Consider the following 25159-nt stretch of genomic DNA (forward strand, 5'->3'; position numbering starts at 1 on the left):
CGTAATTGCTTCGCGGCAAACCCATCCGAGCAACGATGGAGTTTTCGCGTGGCGACTTTGTTCGACATCCAAGGTTTCGGTGCGCTCTCCGAGTGGGGTGGACAGCTCTCGGCCGCATCGGCAAGGCAGGCGTTTCAATCCATCGCGTCGCTTGGCTCAAACTCCATTTTGCTCTCGACGCGGATCTGGACTGACAACGGGGCCAGCAGTTCGGTTTTCCCGGTATCTGGCAAGACGGAAGGCGATCAGAGTCTGCTCGCGGGCTTTCAGGCAGCGCATGACGCGGGACTCTCCATCGTGTTCCGGCCCTCGCTTTCCCCCCTTGATGGAACTCGTGTATCGAGCCTTGCGCCGAGCGACGTCGGTGCCTTCTTCGCTTCCTACAAGGCGGAGGTCGTCCACCTCGCGACCATCGCGCAAGCTGGCGGGGTCGATACATTTGTGATTGGCAACGAGATGAGTAGCCTCACGGGCCCGCAATACCGTGCCTATTGGGTCGACATCATCTCCGCCGTTCGCCTGGTGTTTCACGGCGAGATAACCTACGCGGCCGCGACCGACGAAGCATCGCATGTCAGCTTCTGGGACCAACTCGACGTCATCGGTGTCAACACCTATCCGCCGCTGACGTCGAGCACGACGCCGACAGTGGACGATCTCGTTCACGCTTGGAACGAGGTGCCGACCAATCCGTATTTCGCCGCCGCGTTCGACTACAAATCACCGGTCGATTTCCTCCATTCGCTCGCGCTGCAATATGACAAGCCGGTTCTGATGACCGAAGCCGGCTATCGCAGCATCGAGGGCACTGCGATCGCTCCGGGGTCCTGGGCCTCCGGCGGGGATCTGGATCCGGCCGCGCAGGCCGACGCCTACAACGCGTTCTTCCAGGTCTGGGCCTCACAAGGCGGAAGCTGGCTCAAGGGCGTCGAGCTCTGGCAGTGGGACCTCAGCAATCAATATTCGGCCGCGGGCTATTCCGTGATGGGGAAGCCCTCGGCTTCCATCGTCTCGCAATATTTTCATGACCAGGGTTTTATTCCCGATCTCACCGTCACCGGAACGCCTGCCGCCGACATTATCGACCTCGGTCGCGGCAGCGACAACATCAATGCCGCACTCGGCAATGACGTGATCCATGGTGGGGCAGGGAACGACATTATTGTCGGCGGTCCGACCACGATTGCGCCGTCGCCGACCACGACGCTTACCATGACGGGTTATGGCTCGATGGTGGCGGGTGTCGGCGCGCAGGTGCGGGTCTGGGTCAACGGCCAACTCGTGTCCGGCATTTTCGAGTTCAAGCCGGCGGCGGACGCATCCGGCTACCAGACTTTTTCCGTCACCTTCAACAATCCGGGCACCGTCCACAGCCTCGACATCGAACTCGTGAATTCGACGCCGGGGCGAGCCCTGCACCTGAAGAACGTCTCGATCAACGGCATCGCCGTCAGCCCGAGCGATGCCACCAATGCCAGCGCGCCGGGAACGTTCGATCTCTACGTACGCATGATCCACTTCGATACCACCAACCACCAGGACTGGTTCCTCGGCGGCACCACCGATAACGATGTGATCGATGGGGGCGCCGGCAACGATTACATCAGCGGGGGCGCTGGCAACGACGTCGTTGACGGTGGTGAGGGCCTGGATACCGCGCTGTTCTCCGGCAAGAGGTCGGACTACGACATCGCCGTCTCCGGCAACACGATCACGGTCAACGACCATGTCGCCGACCGCGACGGCGCCGATCGTCTGACCAACGTCGAGTACCTGAAATTTGCCGACACCACGGTCGTCACCAGCACGATGCTGGCAGCCCTGGCCGGCGTGCAGGAAACGCGGACGCTCGATGTCACGGAGTCGCAGACCACCGAGACCATGCGTCACACCGACGGTTCGCGCGATATATTTATTTCGGGCGTTGCCGACAAGGACTACGCCTCGCAGCATGTCGTGACCGACACGTCGGGCCACAGCATCCTGATCGAGCAGTTCCGCACTGATGGATCGCTGCTCTTGACACAAAGCATCGACATGAACGGCGTCAGGACGCTGGATCGGTACGATGCCAGCATGCACCTTGTCGAGGAGACGGTGACGCAGACCGATGGGTCCTACCAACAGTCGACCTACGCGGCGGACGGCAGCCTGGCCGCGGAGATCTTGCGTCATGCCGACGGCTCACGTGATGTCTTCAATTTCAATTTCGTCGACAAGCCCTATGCGTCGCAGCATGTTCTTAGTGACGCCGCCGGCCACAGCCTTTTGGTGGAACAGTTCCGTGACGACGGCTCGCTTTGGCTGAAGCAGATGGTGGATGCCGCGGGCGTCAAGACGCTCGATCTCTATGACACTGCCGGGCACGTGACCCTGCAAACGGTGACTCAGACCGACGGCAGCTACGTCCAGTCGAACTATGACCCCGACGGCGAACTGACGGTGCAGACCACGCGGCACGCCGACGGCACCCGCGAGGTCGATACCTACCAAATCCAGAGCGAGGCTTATTCGGCCAAGCATGACCTTCTCGACGCCGCGGGGCACCGGCTCGCGACCACCTACGACAACAACGACGGCTCGCACACGATGTCCGCTGCCGTGCCAGGCGTCACCCTGACCTCGACCGCCGGCAAGGATATCATGAACAGCGCCGGTGGCGACACCTTCGTCTTCAAGGAAGCCTCGGGTCACGACGTCATCAACCATTTCAGAGCGGGCGAGGGGCCCGGCCACGATGTCCTGCAGATCGATTCCTCGGTCGCCAGCGACGTCTCGCACCTCGCTGTCCACCTCGTTGGGCACGACACCGTCATCGATCTCGGCCATGACGCCTCGATCACGCTGACCGGCGTCACGGCACCGCTCACGCAGCATGATCTCCTGATCGTCTGACAGACGCCTCTTTCGGACCCTTGTTTGTTCCGGTCGCCCCGCCTAACTGAGGGCGGCCGGACAACAGGCAAGGGAGGGGTACGATGGCATCCGACGGCAAGACTGGGCTTCAGCTTCGTTCGTTGATCAAGAAGAGCGGCGAGCTGGAAATTTCGCTTGTAGAGGTGCCAATCCCCGAACCCGGCCCGGACGAGATCGTGGTCCGCGTCGAGGCCACGCCGATCAATCCGTCCGACCTCGGGCTCCTGATCGGCCCTGCCGACCTCTCGACCGCCAAGGCTTCCGGTACCAAGGAATTTCCGGTTATCTCTGCCAAGGTGCCGCAAGCGGCGCTTGGCGGGCTTGCGGCGCGGCTCGACCAGTCGATGCCGGTCGGCAACGAAGGCGCCGGCGTCGTCGTGAAGACCGGATCGTCTGACGCGGCGAAGGCGCTGCTCGGCAAGACGGTCGCGCTGCTCGGCGGCGCGATGTATGCGCAATATCGGCTGGCGCGGGCGAAGGACGTGCTGGTGCTGCCCGAGGGCACCACGGCTGCGGAAGGTGCCTCCTGCTTCGTCAATCCGCTGACGGCGCTCGGCATGACCGAGACCATGCGGCGCGAGGGCCACAAGGCGCTGGTGCATACCGCGGCCGCCTCCAATCTCGGCCAGATGCTGAACAAGATCTGCCTCAAGGACGGCATTCCCCTGGTCAACATCGTGCGCAACAAGGCGCAGGCCGACATCCTGCACAAGATCGGCGCCAAGTACGTCGTCGATTCCTCCGCGCCGACATTTATCGACGATCTCACCAATGCGCTGGTCGAGACTGGCGCCACCATCGCCTTCGATGCGATCGGCGGCGGCAAGCTCGCCGGCCAGATCCTCAATGCGATGGAAGTCGCGATCAACAAGACCGCCAAGGAATACAGCCGCTACGGCTCGGCCGTGCACAAGCAGGTCTATATCTATGGCAGCCTCGACACCGGACCGGTCGAATTGCCGCGCGGCTTCGGCATGGCGTGGGGGGTCGGTGGCTGGCTCCTGACCTATTTCCTGCAGAAGCTGCCGCCGGCGGATTTCGCAAGGTTGCGCCAGCGCGTGGTCGACGAACTCAAAACGACCTTTGCAAGCCACTACACGCAGGTGGTGTCGCTGCCGGAAACGCTGTCGCTTTCCAACATCGCCATCTATGCCAAGCGCGCAACCGGCGAGAAATTCCTGATCAATCCGAATAAGTAGTGCTGTAGCTCCGGATCACTCTTGTGCTTTTACCGCTCCCGCGACGTCGTCCCTGCGAAAGCAGGGACCCATAACCACAGGCGTTCGTGGTGCGCTCCGCTATCACTGCTTGCTCGCGCAACAACAATCCCCTGTGGTTATGGGTCCCGGGTCAAGCCCGGGACGACGCGGGGAGAGGTTCGGGCCAAATCATCGAACAGCCCTTAGCCCGGGTTGCGCGTTCCGCTCCACCCGGGCTACGGGCGCCACATTTCCCGCCAGGCTCATTTCCGCGAACGCTGTGTTTCCGCAATTGCATGTTCCATGCACTTGCATTCTTTTCGGCGTGGCGGCTTAAGTCCCCCGTCGAACTCCTCGATCAAAGGGAAACCAAATGGCCTACACCGTCGTCACCATCGCAGGCAGCCTGCGCAAGGAGAGCTTCTCGCTGAAGATCGCTCGCGCGCTTGCCAAGCTTGCGCCGTCCTCGCTGAAGCTCGACGTCATCACGCCAGCCGGCATTTCCTTCTTCAACCAGGACCTGGAGGCCAACCCACCGGCCGACTGGCTGGCGTTCCGGGAGAAGCTGCAGCAATCGAACGGCATCCTGTTCGTGACGCCGGAATACAATCGCTCGATCCCCGGCGTGCTGAAGAACGCCATTGATGTCGGCTCGCGCCCCTATGGCAAGAGCTCGTTCAACGGCAAGCCGGTCGGCATCATCAGCAATTCGCCAGGACCGCTCGGCGGCGTGTCGGCCGCCAAGCATCTGCAGAACATCCTGCCGGGGATTACGGGCCCGATCCTGCAGCAGCCGGAGATCTATCTGAATGCGATCGGCGACGCCTTCGACGCCAATGGCGAGGTCACCAAGGACGCGCTCCGGCAGGTGCTGCAGCAGTATATCGACGCGTTCGCGGGCCACGTTGAAAAGCACAACAAGTGATTTCGTTTTAGGAGTCCATTAACCGCGGCGTCCCAAGCTGCGGCATGGTCTCCCGCACGCGCCTCAAGTCGATCCTGACCGGGCTCGCCCTCTATACGATGGCGGCCCTGATGATCGGCTATTTCGGCGTCAATGCCTATACCGGCAAATACGGCCTGAACGCGCGGCAGGAGCTCGACCAGGAGATCATCGCGCTGACCTCCGAGTTGCAGCGGCTGAAGAAGGAGCGCGCTGAGGGTGAGAAGCGTGTCGCGTTGCTCCGGTCCGAGAGCCTTGATCCCGACATGCTGGACGAGCGCGCCCGCTTCCAGCTCGACTATGCCAGCCCGCGCGACCTGGTGCGGATCAGCAAATCGAATTAATTGTCGAGCCGTTCCAATTGCCGTAGAGTAGTAGAAGCGTTTCGAGCGCAGTGGCCCCAATCGGGGTAACAAAGAACGCATCAAACGCCGGCGAGCCCCGCGATGGCGGTCCAGCTCCTACCGTGACTGACTTTGACGAAGGTCAAGCAAGCCATGGTCCGCAGGCCCTATATTATTGGGTTAAGGGAGGAGTATCAGCGGGATGAAGGAGCTCAAGCTCGCTCATCATGCGGCCCGTGTCGAGGCCGCGATCGAATCCGGCCAGGCCGCGCGATCCGCGCTGGTGGCGTCGTGGCGACGGTCTTCCCGATTGCATCAGCTTGATCCCGCCGGCACACGGCCGCCGCAACGGCTGACCGAGGCTGAGTTCCAACAGGCGCGGGAGCGCATCGCGCCGCTATTGCGCGCGGCGCAAGCCAGCATGGATCGGCTGTACCAGGCGGTGGGCGCCGCCGGCTGTTGCGTGCTGCTCGCCAATCACGATGGTATTCCGCTGGAACGGCGCGGGCATGCGGCTGATGATTCCACCTTCGAGGAGTGGGGCTTGTGGACGGGGGCGATCTGGAACGAGGAGCATGAGGGTACCAACGGGATCGGCACCTGCCTGATCGAGCAGCGCGTCCTGACCATTGACCGCGAACAGCATTTCTTCACCCGCAACACGCTGCTGAGCTGCACCGCGGCCCCGATCTATGACGAGCATGCAAGGCTCGTCGGCGTGCTCGATGTGTCCTCGTGCCGCGCCGACCGCACTGATGCCTTTGCCAGCCTGATTGCGCTCGCGGCGGGCGAAGCGGCGCGGCGGATCGAGGCCGAGCTGTTCCGCAACGCCTTTGCGAATGCCCGGATCGTGCTGACGCCGCCGACCGAGGCCCATGGCGGCGGCTTGCTCGCGATCGACAGCGACGACCTCGTGATCGGCGCCACGCGTTCGGCGCGGCTCGCCCTGGGTATCCCGCCCGACCGCGCCCTCCGGCCGGTTCCGGCCGCCGACCTGCTCGATGGCCGGGCAGGGCGCTGCGAGCACCTCGGCGACGCGCAGCGTGCGGCCCTGCAGCGGGCGCTGGCGCGGGCACAGGGCAATGTCTCGGCCGCGGCGAAAGCGCTCGGCGTCAGCCGCGCAACCTTGCACCGTAAGCTGAAGCGCTTCGACCTCAAGGGGCACTAAGGCGCAAAAGCCTGATTCGGCGCTATCGGCGGACGCTGTGTGGAACACGGGATGATTGGCCGTGTGGCGCTCGACGGGCTGTGATCAGGTTGATAAGCCCCTCTCCGCAAGGAGAGCTTGAGTCGGGACATGACCGTTGCGATCGAGATGGGGCACACGACAGCCGGCGCCCCGGCTGTTCTGGATCTCGAGGAATTGCTGGCGACCCGCCTCTTGGTGCAGGGCAATTCAGGCTCCGGCAAATCCCATCTGCTGCGTCGGCTGCTCGAACAGAGTGCCGCCTGGGTACAGCAGGCCATCATCGACCCCGAAGGCGACTTCGTGACGCTGGCCGATCGTTTCGGTCACCTCGTGATCGATGCCGAGGACCATACCGAGCGCGGCCTGCAGGTTGCCGGTGAGCGGGCGCGCATCCATCGCGTCTCCACGGTACTCAATCTGGAGGGACTGGACGCAGAGAACCAGATGCGCCGCGCCGCCGCCTTCCTCGGCGGACTGTTCGACGTCGAGCGCGACCACTGGTACCCGATGCTTGTGGTGGTGGATGAGGCGCAGCTCTTCGCGCCGGCGATCGCCGGGGAAGTGTCGGACGAAGCGCGCAAGCTCTCGCTCGGCGCCATGACCAACCTCATGTGCCGTGGCCGCAAACGTGGGCTTGCGGGGATCATCGCGACCCAGCGACTTGCGAAGCTCGCCAAGAACGTCGCGGCCGAGGCCTCCAATTTCCTCATGGGCCGGACTTTCCTTGATATCGACATGGCGCGTGCCGCCGATCTTCTCGGCATGGAGCGGCGGCAGGCGGAGGCCTTCCGGGACCTGGAGCGCGGACAATTCATGGCGCTGGGTCCGGCACTGTCCCGCCGTCCGCTGGGGCTGCGCATTGGCGCGACGGATACCCACGCGCGCAATGCGACGCCGCGCCTGCTGCCGCTGCCGGAAGCGACGCTGGAAGATGCGCGCGCCGTGATCCTGGCGGCGCCGCCGCCCGAGGCTGGCCGGCCGCAGCGCCGGCCGGCGCCGGATCTTCTCGAGCAACTCAGGGCGGCGAAGTCCGCGGTCCCGGATAACAGCCCCGAGACGATCGAGCTGCCAATCAGCGACGAGGAGCTGGCCGAGCGGCGCGAGCAGGTGGACCGGATCCTGAGCGCGGTCCTGGCAGAGCCCGATGCGGGCTTCCGCGCCATCGGCGTCCTCTATCAGGAGTTCGTGGTCCGCTGCCGGATAGAAGGCCTCGGTTCGGCCGTGCCGGATCTGAATGACTTCCGCCGCATGCTGACGCGCGCCCGCGCCGGGCTCGGCTCCGATCTGGTCGAGGATGACGCATGGCAGGATGTCTCGCTCCGCGCCTCCATTTTGCCGGAGGACATGCAGGGCGTCTTCATGATGATCGCTCGCGCGGCGAAGGAGGGCTGGCCGTGCCCCAGCGATGCAGCGATCGCGCGCGCCTATGGCTCGCACTCGCTCCGCCGCGCCCAGCGTCTGCTGACCTATATCGAGGATCAGGGCCTGATCGTCTGCCAGCTTGACGGCGCAGGTCGAAGGATCGTGACACTGGTCGAACTGGCCTGGGCGACAGCCCCGGGCGACCCGAATGCCGAGGAGGTGCCGGCGGAGCAGGGTTGCAGTTAAGGGGCTGAAGCGGAAGCTCTTCAGGCCGCGCGCGTCATCGCATCACTCGGAGACATATGGTCGCCGCTCCGTTGCGACGCGCAACTTGAAATGCAGTAAAATTACTGCATGTTGATCTGGGTGGACGACGCCCAACTCGACAATGTCTTCAAGGCGCTCGGCGACCCCGTGCGTCGCCGCATCCTTGATCGCTTGGCGAAGCGTCCCGGGCAGCCTTGTTTGAGATCTGCGCTTCGTCGGTCGCAGAGGATGGCAGAAGCCTGTCGCGACAAACGATCTCGCAGCACCTCGACATGCTGGAGCGGGCTGGGCTGGTCCAGACGCATTGGAGCGGGCGCACCAAGATGCATAGCTTCGACACTGCGCCTCTGCGGAAAGCAGCCGATGCCTGGCTCAACAAGCATCTGAAAAAAGGGAGTGGAACATGAGGATCTATGTCATGAGCGTCTTCGTTGACGATCAGGCCAAGGCCCTGGATTTCTACACGGAGAAGCTGGGCTTCATCGTCAAGCACGACATCCCGCTCGGCGGCGATCATCGCTGGTTGACTGTTGTGTCGAAGGAGGCGCCGGAAGGAACCGAACTCCTGCTTGAGCCGAGTGAGCACCCTGCCGTTAGGCCATACAAATCTGCGCTCGTGAACGATGGGATTCCTGCAGCTTCCTTCAAGGTGGATGATCTTCAGAAGGAGTTCGAGCGGTTGCGCCAGCTTGGTGTCGAATTCACGGTACAGCCGATGGATGCTGGCGCCGTCAGAATGGCTGTCTTCGATGATACATGTGGCAATCTCATTCAGCTCGTTGAAATGGTCGACGGAAGGTGAGGGCGGCAACGTCAACGGCGCGGCCTCACATATCGGCTACGGGTCGGAAGCGGCGAAGCCTAGCGCATGTTATACCCGATCTGTCGTCGGCGGCAGGTGTTCGAGCCGGTTCTGGCGACGTCGGGCTCCTTTGACGCGCGTGAAATCAAGGAACCCTTCACTACAGCTCCAATGTTACACTCACCCGAGCGCGCGAGACGCATAGCATCAGCCGGTCCTGCCGCTTCGACGTCGGCAACACCTTGTCGCGATGCAGGACAATACCGTCGCGATAGCCACATTCGCAGGAGCCGCAGACGCCCATCTCGCAGGACGACGGCAGCGGGAAATCATGCTCGCGCAGCACATCGAGCAACGACTTGTCCGCAGGCACCAGAATCCGCTGCCCGGTGGACGCCACGGTGGCTTCGAACGGCTCGGGCTTGAAGTTCTCATCCACCGTCATCTGGAAATGTTCGCAGTGAATCTGCTCCTCGGACCATTCCGACAGCGACGACTGCACGGCATCAAGCAGCCGTTGCGGCCCACAGATGTAGACGTGGGTGCCGGGACTGGGCGGACCGATCACACCCGGGTCGAACCGTTCGCCGTGTTTAGAGAACCAGCATTGCAGATCATCGCCGCAGACCTGCACCAGTTCAGCGAGCAGCGGCGCCTCGGACGGCGACCTCGCACAATAGTAGAGGGTAAATGCCTTTCCCCACTGCTTCAGGCTGCGCGCCATCGCGAGCAACGGCGTGATGCCGATCCCGCCCGCGATCAGGACATAGCGTTCGCCGTCCGGCGTTAGAGGAAGATTGTTGCGCGGCGCGGAGATGTGGACCTCGCAGCCCTCTCTCAGTGTCTGGTGCGCCCACACCGAGCCGCCGCGGCCGTTCGCCTCCCGTTTGATGGCGATCTCGTAGCGCGCGGTGTCGGCCGGATCGCCACACAGGGAGTATTGCCGCACGCGCCCGTCGGGCAGGCGCATATCCACATGGGCACCCGCGCTCCATTCAGGCAGAGCGGGCCGCAGCGGATGAACGAGCGTCAGATGAATAACGTCCGCTGTCGAGAAGCTCAGCTTCTCGACACGCAGCTTCATGATCAAACGTGCTGTCATGGGCTTAACAACTCGATCTCGTCGCCTGGGCGGATGATGCCGCCTCGCTCGATGCCACAGTTCAGTCCGGAGCGATTGTAGAGCGGGAGGAAGACCGGCAGACCCAAAAGCTCTTCCAGGTACTTGCACGGAAAGTTCAGTCGCCCGCCGCGCAGGATCACGTCGCCGACGCGAAAGCGCCTCCCGACGAGATGGTTCAGCGGCACGCCCTTCACTGTCAGGTTGCGGCGGTGGTCGCGCGGCTCCAGCGCGATCGGCCCCTGCTGCAACGGAGGATCGTTGCGGGAGAGCGCATCCAGCGCTTCCTGCTCGATCAGCGTGACCTCGCGCACATCGGGCTTCGGCGAATAGGTGCCGAGACCGTTATAGTAACGGTCGCCGACGATCCCCCGTCCGACAACGCATTCCGCCGCGGCAAGCTCCTCCATCTCGTAGCTGGCGCTTGGCGCGATGTGGATGTGCAGCAGGACGCCGCGCCACTGCGTGGCGCCGCCGTCTTTGGTGATGGCGACCGAACCTGCGGGATGCGCGAACGCCTCGATCATTTTCGGCGGCGGCCGCTCTGGCGAATGCATGTTCATGGCTCAACCTTTCGTGCGTAGCGCAATGGCCTCGACTTCCACCAACGCATCCTTCGGTAGCCGCGCGACCTCGATGGTCGAGCGCGCCGGCGGCGCATTGCTGAAGAACTCGGCGTAGATCCCGTTCATCACGACGAAGTCGCCCATGTTCTTCAGGAACACTGTGGTCTTGACGACGCTCTCGAAGGATGCGCCGCCTGCTTCCAGGACCGCGGACAAATTGGCCAGCGACTGGCGTGTCTGCTGTTCGATGCCCTCCGGAATCGTCCCGCTTACAGGATCGATCGGAAGCTGCCCGGACGCAAACACGAACTGGTCGGTGCGCACGGCCTGCGAGTACGGACCCGCAGCGGGCGCGGCTTTGTCGGTGCTGACGAGGAATTTGGTGGTCATGTGGTCTTTGCTTTCTTTGTCTGACGTTCGAGTCGGGGTCTATCCCGCAAGAAATTCCTCGCGGTTCATGTTGGCTTTGCGTGCGCGCTGATACTCGATGATGCGCGCGGTTTCGCTGGCGACGGCTTCACCCAGCATGCGCTGGATGATGAGCAGCGTGGTGTCGATGCAGAGCGATACGCCTCCGCCCGTCACCACCGCACCGCTGTCGACGATGGGAGCCTCCTGCGCGTCGATCTGCGGATACGTGCTGCGCATCCGCCCGAGCGGTGACACCTCCGGTGGTACGACCGCGCGTTTCGTGGTCGCGGCGATGCCATCGAGCACGCCGCTGGCCGCGAGGATCATGCCGCCCGTGCATACGGACGCCACCTGCGTCGAGGCATGGACGCGCCTGACATAGTCGAGCGTTGCCTCCGACGCGGCCTGCTGCTCCCACCCCGGACCGCCGGTCACGATGACGACATCGCACATCGGCGCATCGTCGATGCCGAACTGGGCGATGACATCGAGACCATTGGACAGGCTGATGATCCCTGCCTTCGGCGCAATGGTGCAGATGCGGATGTGAGGGGCGATCCGGCGTGCCATGGACAGCACGCCGAAAGTCGCGAGATCAATCGGCTCGACGCCGTCGTAGATGAAGATTCCAAACAGCATGGAGCTTTTCCACTTCAGCCGATAATTTCATCCTTGGTTTCCCGCGCGGCAAAGGCCGCCCACAGCGTCAGGATGGCGATGCCGATCATCATCACCGAGACGCCCGTGGTGCCGCCGAAGTAACCGACCAGCGCCGTAGCGATGATCGGCGAGAATCCGCCGCCGATGGCGGCCGCCGCCTGGAATCCGAACGAAGCGCCGCTGTAGCGAACCCGCGGCCCGAACAGTTCGGGAAAGTAGCTGGATTCCAGTCCGAACATCATGCCGTGCCCGAAATTCATGGCGATGATGATGGCCAGCGTCACCGTGGCGACGCTCTTGGTTTCCAGCATCCAGAACAGGGGAAACGCGAAAGCGATGGTGAACACTGCGCCGAGCATGAAGAACACGCGGCGACCAATCTTGTCCGACAGCCAGCCGAACAGAGGCAGCGTGATCAGCTCGAACAATGCGGCATACATCACCGCATCGAGCATCATCTGCTTGGGCAGCGCCAGTGTCGTTGTGGCGTACACGACCACGAACACCGTGAGCATATAGACCCAGGACACTTCGGACAGCTTCAGCCCGACGGCGATGAGGAATGTCTTGAAGTTTTTGCCGAGAGCCTCGCCGAACGGGTTCTTCGAGAACGAGTCGGTGGCCTTCATCTTCTCGAAGACCGGCGTTTCCGGAACCCGCGAGCGGATGAACGTACCGAGCGCGAGCAGCAGGACGCTGGCCAGGAACGGAACGCGCCAGCCCCACGCCTGGAAGTCCGCCTCGGGAAGCTTCGTCGCCAGCGCAAACACCAGCGTCGCCAGCACCAGGCCGATGGGAAAACCGATCTGCACGAAGCTGCCGTAGAAGCCGCGCTTGTCGGCGGCCGAATGCTCGATGACCATCAGCGAGGCGCCGCCCCACTCGCCGCCAAGGCCGATGCCTTGAACGATGCGCAGCAGGATCAGGAGGATGGGGGCGAGCACACCGATGGAGGCGTAGTTCGGCAGTAATCCGATGCAGAACGTGCTGAGGCCCATGATGAACATCGTGAGCACGAGCATCGACTTGCGTCCCATCCGGTCGCCGAAGTGCCCGAACAACGCGCCGCCTAGCGGGCGGGCCACAAAGCCGACGGCGTAAGTGCCGAGCGCGGCAAGCGTTCCCGTCAGCGGATCAATGGTCGGAAAGAACGCCTTATTGAACACGAGCGCCGCAGCGGTCGCATAGATCAGGAAGTCATACCACTCAATGATGGTGCCGACGCTGCTCGCAATCACGATCGATCGCATCTTGGAGCCAGCCGTTCGGGTGTCAGATATGGTCGCAGCAATGCTCATTTCCAACTCCTCAAAAAACCCCGGGAACACATTTCCCGTTTATGAGAGGTTTTTCCAAAGTAGTGGATGCAAGCGGTGTGCCGGAATTCTTCCGCCGAAAACGCTGAGCTTTTTCGCAAGCTCGAATGCTTTGATGAATTTGGAAGCTGCTGGCGCTCAAAAAAGCCCGCAAATTCGGCGCTGCATGCGATTGCGGCAAGGCGCCTGCGACCGCGCGCCGACGCCCATCAATTGACCGAAGTGACTGAAAAAGCGGCTCTGGCCGCGGCACCGGTCACAATAGGTCACGTCGCGGATAGAAGATTAGTTTCCACTTCAGTGGATCACGATCGTACCTTCGCGGTGTCGATCACGAGGAAATACTCGCACGGCGTCTTGCCGAGATTGAGGAATGAATGGTCGGCATCCGCCTGGAAATAAAGGGAATCCCCCTGATTGAGATTGACGCGCTGATCGCCGATCGAGACCCGCATCCGTCCGCGCAGCACGAAGATGTACTCCTCCACGCCCCGGCGATGGGCCACGAAGTTTCCGGTGTCCGCTTCCGGCGGTAGCGTGTTGAGCACCCAGTCGATCCCGCGCCCGGGAAGCACGGGAGAAATACACCGCCGCAGGAAGCCGGATTCCTCGTCCCTCAGGATCGGCTGGCGGGCGGCCGGGATATGAACGATCTCGCGTTCGACCGCGGGCGCCATCAGTTGCGAGAACGTGACGCCCAGCGCTTCCGCCAGCTTGGACAGGATCACGGTGGAGGGAACCGTCTCACAGCGCTCGATCTTGGAGATCATGGAGCGGCTGACACCGGATGCCTCGGCGAGCTGTTCGAGCGAGAAGTTGTTCTTCTTCCGGAAATGACGAATCTCTTCGGCGAGAACCGAAAGCTGAGAACTGTCACTGGGATCTAAAGTGCTCAAACCGGTAATCCTTTTGATGAGCACTACTCTTACGGATTCAGAGTGGTAAGGGCAATCTGGAGGTTGGATGGGGGCAGTCGCCGTCCTTGTAGTTTATCTGCGCTTCGAGAGAAGTTTCTGGAAGCTCACGCAGCCCTGTCGTCCTCCAGAATGAAACACGGCGGTCCCTCCGCTGCGAGTGTCGCAAATCTGCGACAGGTCGGTGCCGTGTTCTGATGTCACCCCGCTGACATGCTTGCTTCCGCCCGACATGTTTTTCCTGCCGTCGCGCGGCATGAGCCGGCGATGGTCAGCAATCAAACAACAGCGGGAGTGAAGCATGAACAAGCCTGAATTCCTCACGACATCGACGAACCCGTTTGCCGAGCGCTATGACAATTTCATCGGCGGCAAATGGGTCGCGCCGCGCGCGGGCAAGTATTTCGACAACGCCTCGCCGGTGACCGGCAAGGTGGTCTGCAAGACCGCGCGCTCGGATGCGCAGGACATCGAGCTCGCGCTCGATGCCGCACATGCCGCCAAGGACGCCTGGGGACGCTCCAGCGTCGCGGAGCGGGCCAACATCCTCAACCGGATCGCCGACCGCATGGAGGAGAACCTGGAGCGGCTCGCGATCGCCGAGACCTGGGACAACGGCAAGCCGATCCGCGAGACCCGCGCTGCCGACGTGCCGCTCGCGATCGATCATTTCCGCTACTTCGCCGGCGTCGTGCGCGGGCAGGAGGGGAGCCTCGCCGAGATCGACCACGACACGGTGGCCTATCACTTTCACGAGCCGCTTGGTGTGGTCGGCCAGATCATCCCGTGGAACTTCCCGCTTCTGATGGCGTGCTGGAAGCTGGCGCCTGCGCTGGCCGCCGGCAATTGCGTGGTGTTGAAGCCCGCCGAGCAGACCCCGGCCTCAATCATGGTGTGGATCGAGCTCATTGCCGACCTGCTGCCTGCCGGCGTGCTCAACATCGTCAACGGCTTCGGGTTAGAGGCTGGCAAGCCGCTGGCGTCGAGCCAGCGGATCGCCAAGATCGCCTTCACGGGCGAAACCACGACAGGCCGGCTGATCATGCAGTATGCCAGCCAGAACCTGATCCCGGTCACGCTCGAGCTCGGCGGCAAGTCACCGAACATCTTCTTCAAGGACGTGGCGGCGGAAGATGACGATTTCCTCGACAAGGCGATCGAGGGCTTTGTGATGTTCGCGCTGAACCAGGGCGAGGTCTGCACCTGCCCGAGCCGCGCGTTGGTGCAGGAAGATATCTATGAGCGCTTCATGGAGAAGGCGCTGAAGCGCGTTGCGGCGATCGAGCAGGGCGACCCGCGCAATCCCGCCACCATGATCGGCGCCCAGGCCTCGAACGAGCAGCTCGAGAAGATTCTTTCCTACATCGATATCGGCAACAAGGAAGGGGCCAAGCTCCTGACCGGCGGTGCGCGGGCCATGCTTGGCGGCGATCTCGAAGGCGGCTTCTATGTCCAGCCCACCGTGTTCGAGGGCAACAACCGGATGCGGATCTTCCAGGAGGAGATTTTTGGACCGGTCGTGTCGGTCACCACGTTCAAGACCGATGAGGAGGCGCTCGCCATCGCCAACGACACGCTTTACGGCCTCGGCGCCGGCGTCTGGAGCCGCGATGCCAATCGCTGCTACCGCTTCGGGCGGGCGATCCAGGCCGGCCGCGTCTGGACCAACTGCTACCACGCCTATCCGGCGCACGCGGCGTTCGGCGGCTACAAGCAGTCGGGCATCGGCCGCGAGACCCACAAGATGATGCTCGACCACTACCAGCAGACGAAGAATCTCCTGGTCAGCTACAGCCCCAAGAAGCTCGGCTTCTTCTAATTCCGCGGCGTGATGACGGCGCGAGGTCCGCCCGCGCCGTCATCACGCAATGAAATTCCGAACAAACGCAATCGCTAGCAATATTTTGATTCACGCTGCACTGCGGCATAGCAATTGCTGTGCGACATCACGCAATCCTTCCACGGCCGTTTGAGTTGGGATAGAGAGGGCCAAATCATCCCTCTCATCCGGAAATGCCATGGCCGCACCCAAGAAAAGCGTCACGAAGGACTCAGGGCAGGAGAAGGGGGACGGCTCCCCGCCGGAATTCACCAAGGAGCAGGAACTCAAGGCACTGCGCGACATGCTGCTGATTCGGCGCTTCGAGGAGAAGGCCGGCCAGCTCTACGGCATGGGCGCGATCGGCGGCTTCTGCCATCTCTATATCGGCCAGGAGGCCGTCGTCGTCGGCATGCAGATGACCCTGAAGAAGGGTGACCAGGTCATAACGGGCTACCGGGACCATGGGCACATGCTGGCCTGCGGCATGGATGCCAAGGGCGTGATGGCCGAGCTGACCGGACGCCGCGGCGGCTATTCCAAGGGCAAGGGCGGCTCCATGCACATGTTCAGCGTGGCCGAGCATTTCTACGGCGGCCACGGCATCGTCGGCGCGCAGGTCTCGCTCGGCACCGGGCTCGCCTTCGCCAACCGTTACCGGGAAAACGATTTCGTGAGCCTGGCCTATTTCGGCGACGGCGCCGCCAACCAGGGCCAGGTCTATGAAAGCTTCAACATGGCCGAGCTGTGGAAGCTGCCGGTAGTCTACATCATCGAGAACAATCGCTATGCCATGGGCACCTCGGTGACGCGCTCCTCGGCGCAGACCGATTTCTCCAAGCGCGGCATCTCCTTCAACATCCCGGGCCGGCAGGTCGACGGCATGGACGTGCGCGCGGTGAAGGCGGCAGGCGAGGAGGCGGTCGCCTGGTGCCGCGCCGGCAAGGGCCCCTATATCCTGGAAATGCAGACCTACCGCTATCGCGGCCACTCGATGTCCGATCCGGCCAAGTACCGGACCCGCGAGGAGGTGGAGAAGGTCCGCCATGACCAAGACCCGATCGAGCAGGTCCGCAACCGTCTGCTCGCCGCCGATGTCAGCGAGCAGGACTTGAAGTCGATCGATGCCGAGGTGCGCGATATCGTCAATGCCGCTGCCGACTTCGCCCAGCACGATCCCGAGCCCGATCCGTCCGAGCTCTACACCGACGTCTACCGCTAAGCGCAGACTGAAAACGAAAGAGTTATCCGGGAGCCGATATGCCCATTCAAGTTCTCATGCCTGCGCTGTCGCCCACGATGGAGAAGGGCAACCTCGCCAAATGGCTGAAAAAGGAAGGCGAGCCGATCAAGTCGGGTGACGTCATCGCCGAGATCGAGACCGACAAAGCCACCATGGAGGTCGAGGCCACCGATGAGGGCACGCTCGGCAAGATCCTGATCCCGGAGGGCACCGCCGACGTCGCCGTCAACACGCCGATCGCGACTATCCTGGCCGACGGCGAAAGCGCTGCCGATCTCGCCAAGGCCGCCAGCCCTGCCAAGCAGGAGAAGGCCGCCGAGTCGGCGCCCCCGGCGCAGGCCAAGGCCGAAGCGCCTGCGCCCAAGGCAGAAGAGAAAGTGCCGGCCGCACCGAAGGCGGTCAGCGAGCCCGAGGCGGAGGTGCCCGCCGGCACCGAGATGATCACCCAGACCATCCGCGAAGCGCTACGCGACGCCATGGCGGAGGAGATGCGGCGCGATCCTGATGTCTTTCTGATGGGCGAAGAGGTCGCCGAATATCAGGGCGCCTACAAGGTGAGCCAAGGACTGCTGCAGGAGTTCGGCGCCAGGCGCGTGATCGATACGCCGATCACCGAGCATGGCTTTGCCGGCATCGGCGTCGGCGCGGCGATGGCCGGCCTGAAGCCGATCGTCGAGTTCATGACCTTCAACTTTGCCATGCAGGCGATGGACCAGCTCATCAACTCCGCCGCCAAGACGCTCTATATGTCCGGCGGCCAGATGGGCTGCTCGATCGTGTTCCGCGGGCCAAACGGCGCCGCCGCTCGCGTCGCCGCGCAGCACAGCCAGGACTATTCGTCCTGGTACTCGCACATCCCGGGCCTGAAGGTGGTCGCGCCGTTCTCCGCCGCCGACTACAAGGGCCTGCTCAAGGCCGCTATCCGCGATCCCAATCCGGTGATCTTCCTCGAGAACGAGGTGCTGTACGGCCATTCCGGCGAGGTGCCGAAGCTCGACGACTATATCGTTCCGATCGGCAAGGCGCGGGTCGCGCGGAAGGGCCAGCACGTCACCATCATCTCCTGGTCCAACGGCATGACCTATTCGCTGAAGGCGGCCGACGAACTCGCCAAGGAAGGCATCGAGGCCGAGGTGGTCGACCTGCGCACGCTGCGGCCGATGGACACCGAGACCATCGTCGCATCGATCCAGAAGACCGGCCGCGCGGTGACGGTCGAGGAGGGGTGGCAGCAGAGCGGCGTCGGCGCCGAGGTTGCCGCCCGCATCATGGAGCATGCTTTCGATTATCTGGATGCGCCGGTCACGCGCGTATCTGGCAAGGACGTGCCGATGCCCTACGCAGCCAATCTGGAGAAGATGGCCTTGCCTTCGGTCGCCGAGGTGGTGGAAGCCGCCAAGGCCGTTTGTTACCGGTGACGCATGACGGGCCCGCAGGAACAGCCGCTACCGCCTGACGTGATGGGTCGCGACGACGCGATCGAGGTGCTGCGCGCCTTTGTCGTCGACGGCGGGCTTTCGATCGCCTTCCAGCGCGCCTTCGAGGAGCCGGATATGTGGGGCCTGATGCTGGTCGACATCGCCCGTCATGCCGCACGCGCCTATGCGCGCGAGAGCGAGTACACCGAGGAAGAGGCGCTCGCGCGCATCATCGACATGTTCCAGGCTGAGGTCGCGCGGCCGACCGATCCGGGCAGCACCACGCCGCGATCGAAACAGGGGCATTGATCGTGACCGTCGAGCAATACCACTACGACTTCATGGCGGAAGCGATCCGCGAGGCGGAGATCGGCATCTCCGAGGGCGGTTTGCCGATCGGCGCGGTGCTGACGCGCGACAACAAGATCGTCGCGCGCGGCCATAACCGGCGGATGCAGGAGAAGAACGTCATCCTGCACGGCGAGATGTCGTGCCTGCGCGACGCCGGCCTGATCTCGTTCCATGATACGGTCATGTACACGACGCTGTCGCCATGCTCGATGTGCGCCGGTGCGATCGGATTGTTCAAGCTGAAGCTGCTCGTCATCGGGGAGTCCGTGACGTTCCCGGGCAGCAAAGACATCCTGACGCAATTCGGTATCCCCTTCATCGATCTCGCCGACACGAGGTCGATCGACATGATGAAGAACTGGCGCTCGGATCCCGCCAACGAGCGCACCTGGCAGGGCGATATCGGCAATTGAGGCGTCCTCTGCCCATACCGAACCGCCCAAACGATTCCGGCTGGTTTCCTCACGCGACGGAAGCCGCCATGCGAAAGTTAGCTTTGTGAGGTCACCATGCCCATCAACATCCTGATGCCCGCGCTGTCGCCAACCATGGAGAAGGGCAATCTGGCCAAATGGCTCAAGAAGGAGGGCGACAAGGTCAAGTCCGGCGACGTGATCGCGGAGATCGAGACCGACAAGGCGACGATGGAAGTCGAGGCGGTCGACGAGGGGACCATCGCCAAGATCCTGGTGCCTGAAGGCACGCAGGACGTTCCGGTCAATGACGTGATCGCGGTGCTCGCCGGCGACGGCGAGGACGTGAAGGCGGCCGCGAGCGGCGCCGGAGCCGCGCCGCCGAAAGCCGCTGAGGCGCCTGCCGCAAAGCCCGCTCCGGCACCGGCGCCAGCGCCGGCTCCCGCCCAACCAGCGCCGGCACCGAAAGCTGCTGCGCCTGCGGCGGCACCGGCACCAGCGCCGCAAGCCGCAGCGCCGGCGCCCCGGGGCAACGGTCACGCCCGCATCTTCTCGTCACCGCTGGCACGACGCCTTGCCAAGGAAGCCGGCATCGAGCTCGGGCGCATCAACGGCAGCGGCCCGCACGGCCGCATCGTCGCGCGGGACGTCGAGGAGGCGAGGTCCGGCAAGGGCCTGAAGGCGCCGCCGGCCGCGCCCAGCACGACGCCGTCCATCGCGCCGTCGATGTCGGACCAGCAGATCCTCGCGCTGTTCGAGCCGGGTTCGTATGAGATCGTGCCGCATGACGGCATGCGCCGCACCATCGCGCAGCGCCTCACCGCGTCGATCCAGCAGATCCCGCATTTCTATCTGACGATCGACTGCGACATCGGCAAGCTGCTCGTCGCCCGCGAGGAGATCAATGCCGCTGCGCCGAAGGACGCCGACAAGAAGCCGCTCTACAAGCTCTCGGTCAATGACTTCGTCATCAAGGCGATGGCGGTCGCGCTGCAGAAGATACCGAACTGCAATGTGAGCTGGACCGAAGGCGGCATGGTCAAGCACAAGCATTCCGACGTCGGCGTTGCGGTCGCGATGCCGGGCGGCCTGATCACGCCGATCATCCGGAAAGCGGAGACCAAGACGCTGTCGGTCATCTCCGGCGAGATGAAGGACTTCGCCGCCCGAGCCCGCTCGCGGAAATTGAAGCCGGAGGAATATCAGGGCGGCACCACGGCAGTCTCCAACCTCGGCATGTACGGCATCAACCACTTCACCGCCGTGATCAACCCGCCGCATGCGACGATCCTGGCCGTCGGCGCCAGCGAGGAGCGCCCCGTGGTGCGGAACGGCAAGATCGAGATCGCCAGCATCATGAGCGTGACGCTCTCCTGCGACCATCGCGCGATCGACGGCGCTCTCGGCGCCGAGCTGATCGGTGCCTTCAAGCAGCTCATCGAAAACCCCGTCATGATGATGGTGTGATGCGTGACCTCCAACGCATTGCTCTATGGTCCCTATGTTCTCGCAATAGCGCTGGCGATTGCTGCGCTGATCGTCCGCGCCCGTGATCTGGCATCGACCACCCAGTTCCGGATCATGCTGGGCGGCGCCGGGCTGCTTGCGCTTGGATGGACCGGATTCCTGGTTGCTCTGGCTAGATCGGATTTGTGATGGCTGACACTTCCTTCGACGTTATCATCATCGGCGCTGGCCCCGGCGGCTACGTCACCGCGATTCGCGCCGCGCAGCTCGGCTTCAAGACCGCTGTGGTGGAGAAGGCCTATCTCGGCGGCATCTGCAACAATTGGGGCTGCATCCCGACCAAGGCGCTGCTGCGCTCGGCGGAAGTCTATCATCTGATGCAGCACGCCAAGGATTACGGCCTCTCGGCGGAGAACATCTCGTTCGATCCCAAGGCGGTGGTGCAGCGCTCGCGCAACGTGGTGAAGCGGCTGAACGATGGCGTCGGCTTCCTGTTCCGCAAGAACAAGATCACGACGATCTGGGGCGAAGCGACGATCGATGCGCCGGGCAAGCTGACGGTCAAGAAGTCTTCCGTCGAGGCGCCGAAGGGCGCGCTCGGCGAGGGCACCTACCAGGCAAAACACATCATCATCGCGACCGGCGCGCGGCCGCGCGTACTGCCGGGACTCGAGCCCGACAAGAAGCTGGTCTGGACCTATTTCGAAGCGATGGTCCCCGACAAAATGCCGAAATCACTGCTTGTGATCGGCTCCGGCGCGATCGGCATCGAGTTCGCCTCGTTCTACCGCACCCTCGGCGCGGAGGTGACGGTCGTCGAAGTGCTGCCGCAGATCCTGCCGGTCGAGGATACCGAAATCGCGAAATTCGCGCACAAAGCGTTCGAGAAGCAGGGCATCAAGATCTTCACCAACACCAAAGTGACGAAGCTCGACAAGAAGAGCGACAGCGTGGTCGCGACCATCGACGACGGCAAGGGCAAGCCGCAGACCATCGAGTTCGACCGCGTGATCTCCGCCGTCGGCGTGGTCGGCAATGTCGAAGGCATCGGGCTGGAGAAGCTCGGCGTGAAGGCCGAGCGCGGCATCATCGCGATCGACGGCTATTGCCGCACCAACGTCCCCGGCATCTATGCGATCGGCGACGTCGCCGGTCCCCCGATGCTCGCGCACAAGGCCGAGCATGAAGGCATCATCTGCGTCGAGGCGATCAAGGGCCTGCATCCGCACCCGATGGACAAGAACATGATTCCGGGCTGCACCTATTGCTATCCGCAGGTCGCATCCGTCGGCATGACCGAGGCCAAGGCCAAGGAAGCCGGCCGCGACATCCGCGTCGGCCGCTTCCCGTTCGTCGGCAACGGCAAGGCGATCGCGCTCGGCGAGGAGCAGGGCATGGTCAAGGTGATCTTCGACAAGAAGACCGGCCAACTCCTCGGCGCGCACATGGTCGGCGCTGAGGTCACCGAACTGATCCAGGGCTATGTGATCGCGATGAACCTCGAGACGACAGAAGAAGAGCTGATGCACACCATCTTCCCGCATCCGACACTGTCGGAGATGATGAAGGAAGCGGTGCTGGATGCCTACGGGCGCGTCCTCAACATGTAACGAGAGGGACGGCGAGCCGTGAAAGACAACGACAATCTCACCATCGAACGCCCGACCTTCGTCACCCATCTCGAATGCGCGATGGAGGGGGATCACTATCCCGCCGACCAGGTGCACAACCTCTCCAAGGCCGGCAAGCCGCTCTTGGTGCGCTATGACCTCGAGGGCGTGAAGAAGGCGCTGAGCAAGGATGCGCTGAAGCAGCGTCCCGCCGACATGTGGCGCTATCGCGAATTGTTGCCGGTGCGCCAATGCAAGGACATCGTCAGCCTCGGCGAGGTGACGACGCCGTTGATCCGGCTGCCGAAACTCGGCGCCAGGCTCGGCGGCGGCGAGATCATCGTCAAGGACGAGGGGCGGCTGCCGACCGGCTCGTTCAAGGCGCGCGGCCTCGTCATGGCGGTGTCGATGGGCAAGGCGCTCGGCATCAAGCACATGGCGATGCCGACCAACGGCAATGCCGGTGCCGCGCTCGCCGCTTACGCCACCGCCTGCGGCATCAAGACCACGATCTTCTGCCCGGCCGACACGCCGGAAGTGAATGTCAGCGAGATCGAGTTGCAGGGCGCGACCGTCTACCGCGTCAACGGCCTGATCGATGATTGCGGCAAGATCGTCGGCGAGGGCAAGGCCAAGGTCGGCTGGTTCGACACGTCGACCTTGAAGGAACCGTACCGGATCGAGGGCAAGAAGACGATGGGGCTTGAGCTGGCCGAACAACTCGGCTGGGACGTGCCGGACGTGATCTTCTATCCGACCGGCGGCGGCACCGGCCTGATCGGCATGTGGAAGGCCTTTGCCGAACTGGAGGCGATCGGCTTCATCGGCAGCAAGCGCCCGCGCATGGTCGCGGTGCAGGCTTCCGGCTGCGCCCCGATGGTGCGTGCTTTTGAAGCAGGCACCGAGCATGCGACGCGCTGGGAAGACGCGCACACCATCGCTTCCGGCATCCGCGTGCCGCAGGCGATCGGAGATTTTTTAATCCTGCGTGCGGTCCGCGAGAGCAAAGGTTTCGCCATCGCGGTCGATGACGAGAAGATTTCTGCTGCGCTGAGCGAAGTCGCGCGGGAGGAGGGGCTGTTGCTGTGCCCCGAGGGCGCGGCCACTTATGCCGCCTACAAGCAAAGCCTCGCCGACGGACGCGTCACCAAAAGCGATCGCGTGATGCTGTTCAATTGCGCCACGGGCCTTAAATATCCGCTGCCGCCGGTCACACGCACGCTCGATCGTTTCAAGCCGATCGACTTCGCGCAATTCTAAGCCGGACATTTTCGAATGGAGTAGGCGATGCGAAAGGTAGTCTTGGCGTTCCTTGCGGTGTTGACATGGTGCGGCGCCGCCGTCGCCCAGAACTATCCTTCGCATCCGATCACTATCATCGTGCCGTTCTCCGCCGGCGGGCCGTCGGATGCGATGGCGCGTATCCTCGCCGAGCGGATGAAGGCCTCGCTAGGAGAGACGCTCCTGATCGAGAACGTCACGGGAGCGGGCGGCTCGATCGGCGTCGGCCGCGCAGTACGCTCGCCGGCGGACGGCTACACGATCTCGTTCGGCCATCTCGGCACGCATGTCGCCAACGGCGCCGTCTACAAGCTCGGCTATGACCTCGTCGCCGATCTCGAACCGGTGGTGCTGTTGCCGAGCAATCCGATGATCATCGTCAGCAAGAACGCGATCCCCGCCAAATCGCTAAGCGAACTCTTGGCCTGGCTGAAGTCGCGACCGTCGCCGCCGACCGCCGGCACTGCGGGCGCCGGCTCCGGCAGCCACATCGCCGGGCTCTATTTCGAGACCGTCTCCGGCATCAAATTGCAATATGTGCCGTATCGCGGCACCGCGCCGGCGTTGAACGACCTCGTTGCGGGGCAGATCGACATCATGATCGATCAGACCTCCAACTCGATCAACCAGGTTCGCGCCGGCACCATCCGCGCCTATGCCGTCACCGACGACAGGCGCGTCGACTCTGCGGCCGAGGTCCCAACCACCGATGAAGCCGGTCTGCCCGGCTTCCACATGACGCTGTGGTCCGGCCTTTGGGTGCCCAAGGGCACGCCGAAGGAGATCGTCGCCAAGCTGAATGCTGCCGCGGTGGAGGCGCTGAACGATCCCGTGGTCGTAAAACAGCTCGAAAACCTCGGCCTGCGCATGCCGCCGAAGAATCAGCTCACGCCCGAAGCCCTCGGCGCCTGGCAGAAGGCCGAGATCGCAAAGTGGTGGCCGATGATCAAGGACGCCGACGTCAAGGTGGATTGAGATTGTAGTCGGTAGCCCGGGTGAAGCGAAGCGCAACCCGGGACAGCTCTATCCACGTGTACGAGCGGCCCCGGGTTACGCTGACGCTCCACCCGGGCTACGAAGCTCGCGCCCTGCCGCATGTGAGATCCTCATCCTGAGAGGGTGAGAATGTTTCGCGCTCGCCCGGAGAATTCTAGATTTGACGGGCTGGCTGGAAGGCGGCGACCGTAAAGCTTTTCGGTTGAGCCGGCGCCGAATGACGGCGATCTGACCAAACCTCCGCCAATGCCAGGCCGGTGCTGGCGGTGCTTTGTGGCGCCTGCTGGCGTGGGCTCCCTGTTCATGCCGCGACCCGCGCCTTGGCGTGCAAGGCGAGGAAGCGCATCATNTTGCGAGCGACGGCGAACCACAGCAGATGGATGCGGGCCTTGATCTTGCCGCGCAGGGTCAGCTGGCGCAGTCCCATGCGGCGGGCATGGGCATTGATGCATTCGTGCTCGGCGCGCAGTCGGTAGAATGCCTTACCGTCCTCGCTCTGCATGCGTTCACGCCAATCCGCGACGCCGACACCGTCACCCTGCTTCGGCGCAT

Annotated in this window: 23 protein-coding genes and 1 pseudogene; 17 read left to right on the top strand and 7 right to left on the bottom strand. The window is 63.3% G+C overall.

The genetic code is table 11. The features are described from left to right. The first annotated feature begins 48 nt into the window (after positions 1-48). The 7 genes from YY7_RS57000 (at position 49) to YY7_RS0136570 (ending at position 9022) form a co-directional block, all read left to right on the top strand. Positions 49-2895, top strand: coding sequence for a glycoside hydrolase family 113 (locus YY7_RS57000; protein WP_051397104.1), 2847 nt, complete (start codon positions 49-51; stop codon positions 2893-2895). Between the two features lie 83 nt (positions 2896-2978). Beyond that, on the top strand, positions 2979-4115 hold the full coding sequence (locus tag YY7_RS0136540; RefSeq protein WP_028167533.1) for a zinc-binding dehydrogenase: 1137 nt from the start codon (positions 2979-2981) through the stop codon (positions 4113-4115). Between the two features lie 373 nt (positions 4116-4488). Further along, positions 4489-5040: an NADPH-dependent FMN reductase gene (locus tag YY7_RS0136545; RefSeq protein WP_028167534.1), complete on the top strand. Its 552-nt coding sequence runs from the start codon at positions 4489-4491 to the stop codon at positions 5038-5040. A gap of 44 nt (positions 5041-5084) precedes the next feature. Then, positions 5085-5402 (top strand): FtsB family cell division protein, encoded by a 318-nt coding sequence (locus YY7_RS0136550; RefSeq protein WP_028167535.1) that lies wholly within the window; start codon positions 5085-5087, stop codon positions 5400-5402. Between the two features lie 202 nt (positions 5403-5604). Further along, on the top strand, positions 5605-6570 hold the full coding sequence (locus YY7_RS0136555) for a GAF domain-containing protein (protein WP_028167536.1): 966 nt from the start codon (positions 5605-5607) through the stop codon (positions 6568-6570). 129 nt (positions 6571-6699) lie between these two features. Continuing rightward, positions 6700-8199 carry an ATP-binding protein gene (locus tag YY7_RS0136560; protein WP_028167537.1) on the top strand — a complete coding sequence of 500 codons (1500 nt, stop codon included), beginning with the start codon at positions 6700-6702 and terminating at the stop codon, positions 8197-8199. A gap of 424 nt (positions 8200-8623) precedes the next feature. Beyond that, the gene (locus YY7_RS0136570; RefSeq protein ID WP_028167538.1) at positions 8624-9022 is read left to right on the top strand and encodes a VOC family protein; all 399 of its coding nucleotides are present in this window, start codon (positions 8624-8626) and stop codon (positions 9020-9022) included. Positions 9023-9182: 160 nt separating this feature from the next. On the opposite strand, the gene YY7_RS0136575 is transcribed toward YY7_RS0136570, so the two are convergent. From YY7_RS0136575 to YY7_RS0136600, 6 genes are all read right to left on the bottom strand, one after another. Next, positions 9183-10124 carry a PDR/VanB family oxidoreductase gene (locus tag YY7_RS0136575; protein WP_028167539.1) on the bottom strand — a complete coding sequence of 314 codons (942 nt, stop codon included), beginning with the start codon at positions 10122-10124 and terminating at the stop codon, positions 9183-9185. Then, the gene (locus tag YY7_RS0136580; RefSeq protein WP_080664001.1) at positions 10121-10699 is read right to left on the bottom strand and encodes an MOSC domain-containing protein; all 579 of its coding nucleotides are present in this window, start codon (positions 10697-10699) and stop codon (positions 10121-10123) included. The genes YY7_RS0136575 and YY7_RS0136580 overlap by 4 nt, the downstream gene beginning before the upstream one ends. A gap of 9 nt (positions 10700-10708) precedes the next feature. After that, entirely contained in the window at positions 10709-11098 is a 390-nt protein-coding gene (locus YY7_RS0136585; protein WP_028167541.1) for a RidA family protein, read from the bottom strand. Positions 11099-11137: 39 nt separating this feature from the next. Beyond that, positions 11138-11758, bottom strand: a complete 621-nt coding sequence (locus YY7_RS0136590; protein ID WP_028167542.1) for a DJ-1/PfpI family protein — start codon at positions 11756-11758, stop codon at positions 11138-11140. A gap of 14 nt (positions 11759-11772) precedes the next feature. Beyond that, positions 11773-13077 (bottom strand): MFS transporter, encoded by a 1305-nt coding sequence (locus tag YY7_RS0136595; RefSeq protein WP_028167543.1) that lies wholly within the window; start codon positions 13075-13077, stop codon positions 11773-11775. Positions 13078-13400: 323 nt separating this feature from the next. Further along, complete coding sequence (locus YY7_RS0136600) at positions 13401-13991, bottom strand: helix-turn-helix domain-containing protein (protein WP_063623418.1); 591 nt, start codon at positions 13989-13991, stop codon at positions 13401-13403. Between the two features lie 319 nt (positions 13992-14310). On the opposite strand from YY7_RS0136600, the gene adh reads away from it, so the two are divergent. From adh to YY7_RS0136650, 10 genes are all read left to right on the top strand, one after another. Beyond that, complete coding sequence (adh, locus tag YY7_RS0136605; RefSeq protein ID WP_028167545.1) at positions 14311-15828, top strand: aldehyde dehydrogenase; 1518 nt, start codon at positions 14311-14313, stop codon at positions 15826-15828. A 199-nt stretch (positions 15829-16027) separates the two neighbouring features. Then, the gene (pdhA, locus tag YY7_RS0136610) at positions 16028-17050 is read left to right on the top strand and encodes a pyruvate dehydrogenase (acetyl-transferring) E1 component subunit alpha (RefSeq protein WP_028167546.1); all 1023 of its coding nucleotides are present in this window, start codon (positions 16028-16030) and stop codon (positions 17048-17050) included. A gap of 38 nt (positions 17051-17088) precedes the next feature. Continuing rightward, positions 17089-18489 carry a pyruvate dehydrogenase complex E1 component subunit beta gene (locus tag YY7_RS0136615; protein WP_028167547.1) on the top strand — a complete coding sequence of 467 codons (1401 nt, stop codon included), beginning with the start codon at positions 17089-17091 and terminating at the stop codon, positions 18487-18489. A gap of 3 nt (positions 18490-18492) precedes the next feature. Further along, the gene (locus YY7_RS0136620; RefSeq protein WP_028167548.1) at positions 18493-18798 is read left to right on the top strand and encodes a DUF5076 domain-containing protein; all 306 of its coding nucleotides are present in this window, start codon (positions 18493-18495) and stop codon (positions 18796-18798) included. Between the two features lie 2 nt (positions 18799-18800). Beyond that, on the top strand, positions 18801-19253 hold the full coding sequence (locus tag YY7_RS0136625) for a nucleoside deaminase (protein ID WP_028167549.1): 453 nt from the start codon (positions 18801-18803) through the stop codon (positions 19251-19253). Positions 19254-19349: 96 nt separating this feature from the next. Further along, positions 19350-20720: a pyruvate dehydrogenase complex dihydrolipoamide acetyltransferase gene (locus YY7_RS0136630; RefSeq protein ID WP_028167550.1), complete on the top strand. Its 1371-nt coding sequence runs from the start codon at positions 19350-19352 to the stop codon at positions 20718-20720. Positions 20721-20723: 3 nt separating this feature from the next. Next, on the top strand, positions 20724-20909 hold the full coding sequence (locus YY7_RS0136635; protein WP_028167551.1) for a hypothetical protein: 186 nt from the start codon (positions 20724-20726) through the stop codon (positions 20907-20909). Beyond that, entirely contained in the window at positions 20909-22330 is a 1422-nt protein-coding gene (lpdA, locus tag YY7_RS0136640) for a dihydrolipoyl dehydrogenase (protein ID WP_028167552.1), read from the top strand. Before YY7_RS0136635 ends, lpdA begins: the two co-directional genes overlap by 1 nt. An 18-nt stretch (positions 22331-22348) precedes the next feature. Further along, positions 22349-23590, top strand: coding sequence for a threonine synthase (locus YY7_RS0136645; protein WP_028167553.1), 1242 nt, complete (start codon positions 22349-22351; stop codon positions 23588-23590). A 27-nt stretch (positions 23591-23617) separates the two neighbouring features. Then, the gene (locus tag YY7_RS0136650) at positions 23618-24586 is read left to right on the top strand and encodes a tripartite tricarboxylate transporter substrate binding protein BugD (protein WP_028167554.1); all 969 of its coding nucleotides are present in this window, start codon (positions 23618-23620) and stop codon (positions 24584-24586) included. A 322-nt stretch (positions 24587-24908) separates the two neighbouring features. Here YY7_RS0136650 and YY7_RS0136655 read toward each other — a convergent pair. After that, positions 24909-25159: pseudogene (locus YY7_RS0136655) on the bottom strand (IS5/IS1182 family transposase); the annotation flags it as partial.

This window comes from Bradyrhizobium elkanii WSM2783 (assembly GCF_000472865.1).
Classification (GTDB): Bacteria; Pseudomonadota; Alphaproteobacteria; order Rhizobiales; family Xanthobacteraceae; genus Bradyrhizobium; species Bradyrhizobium elkanii_A.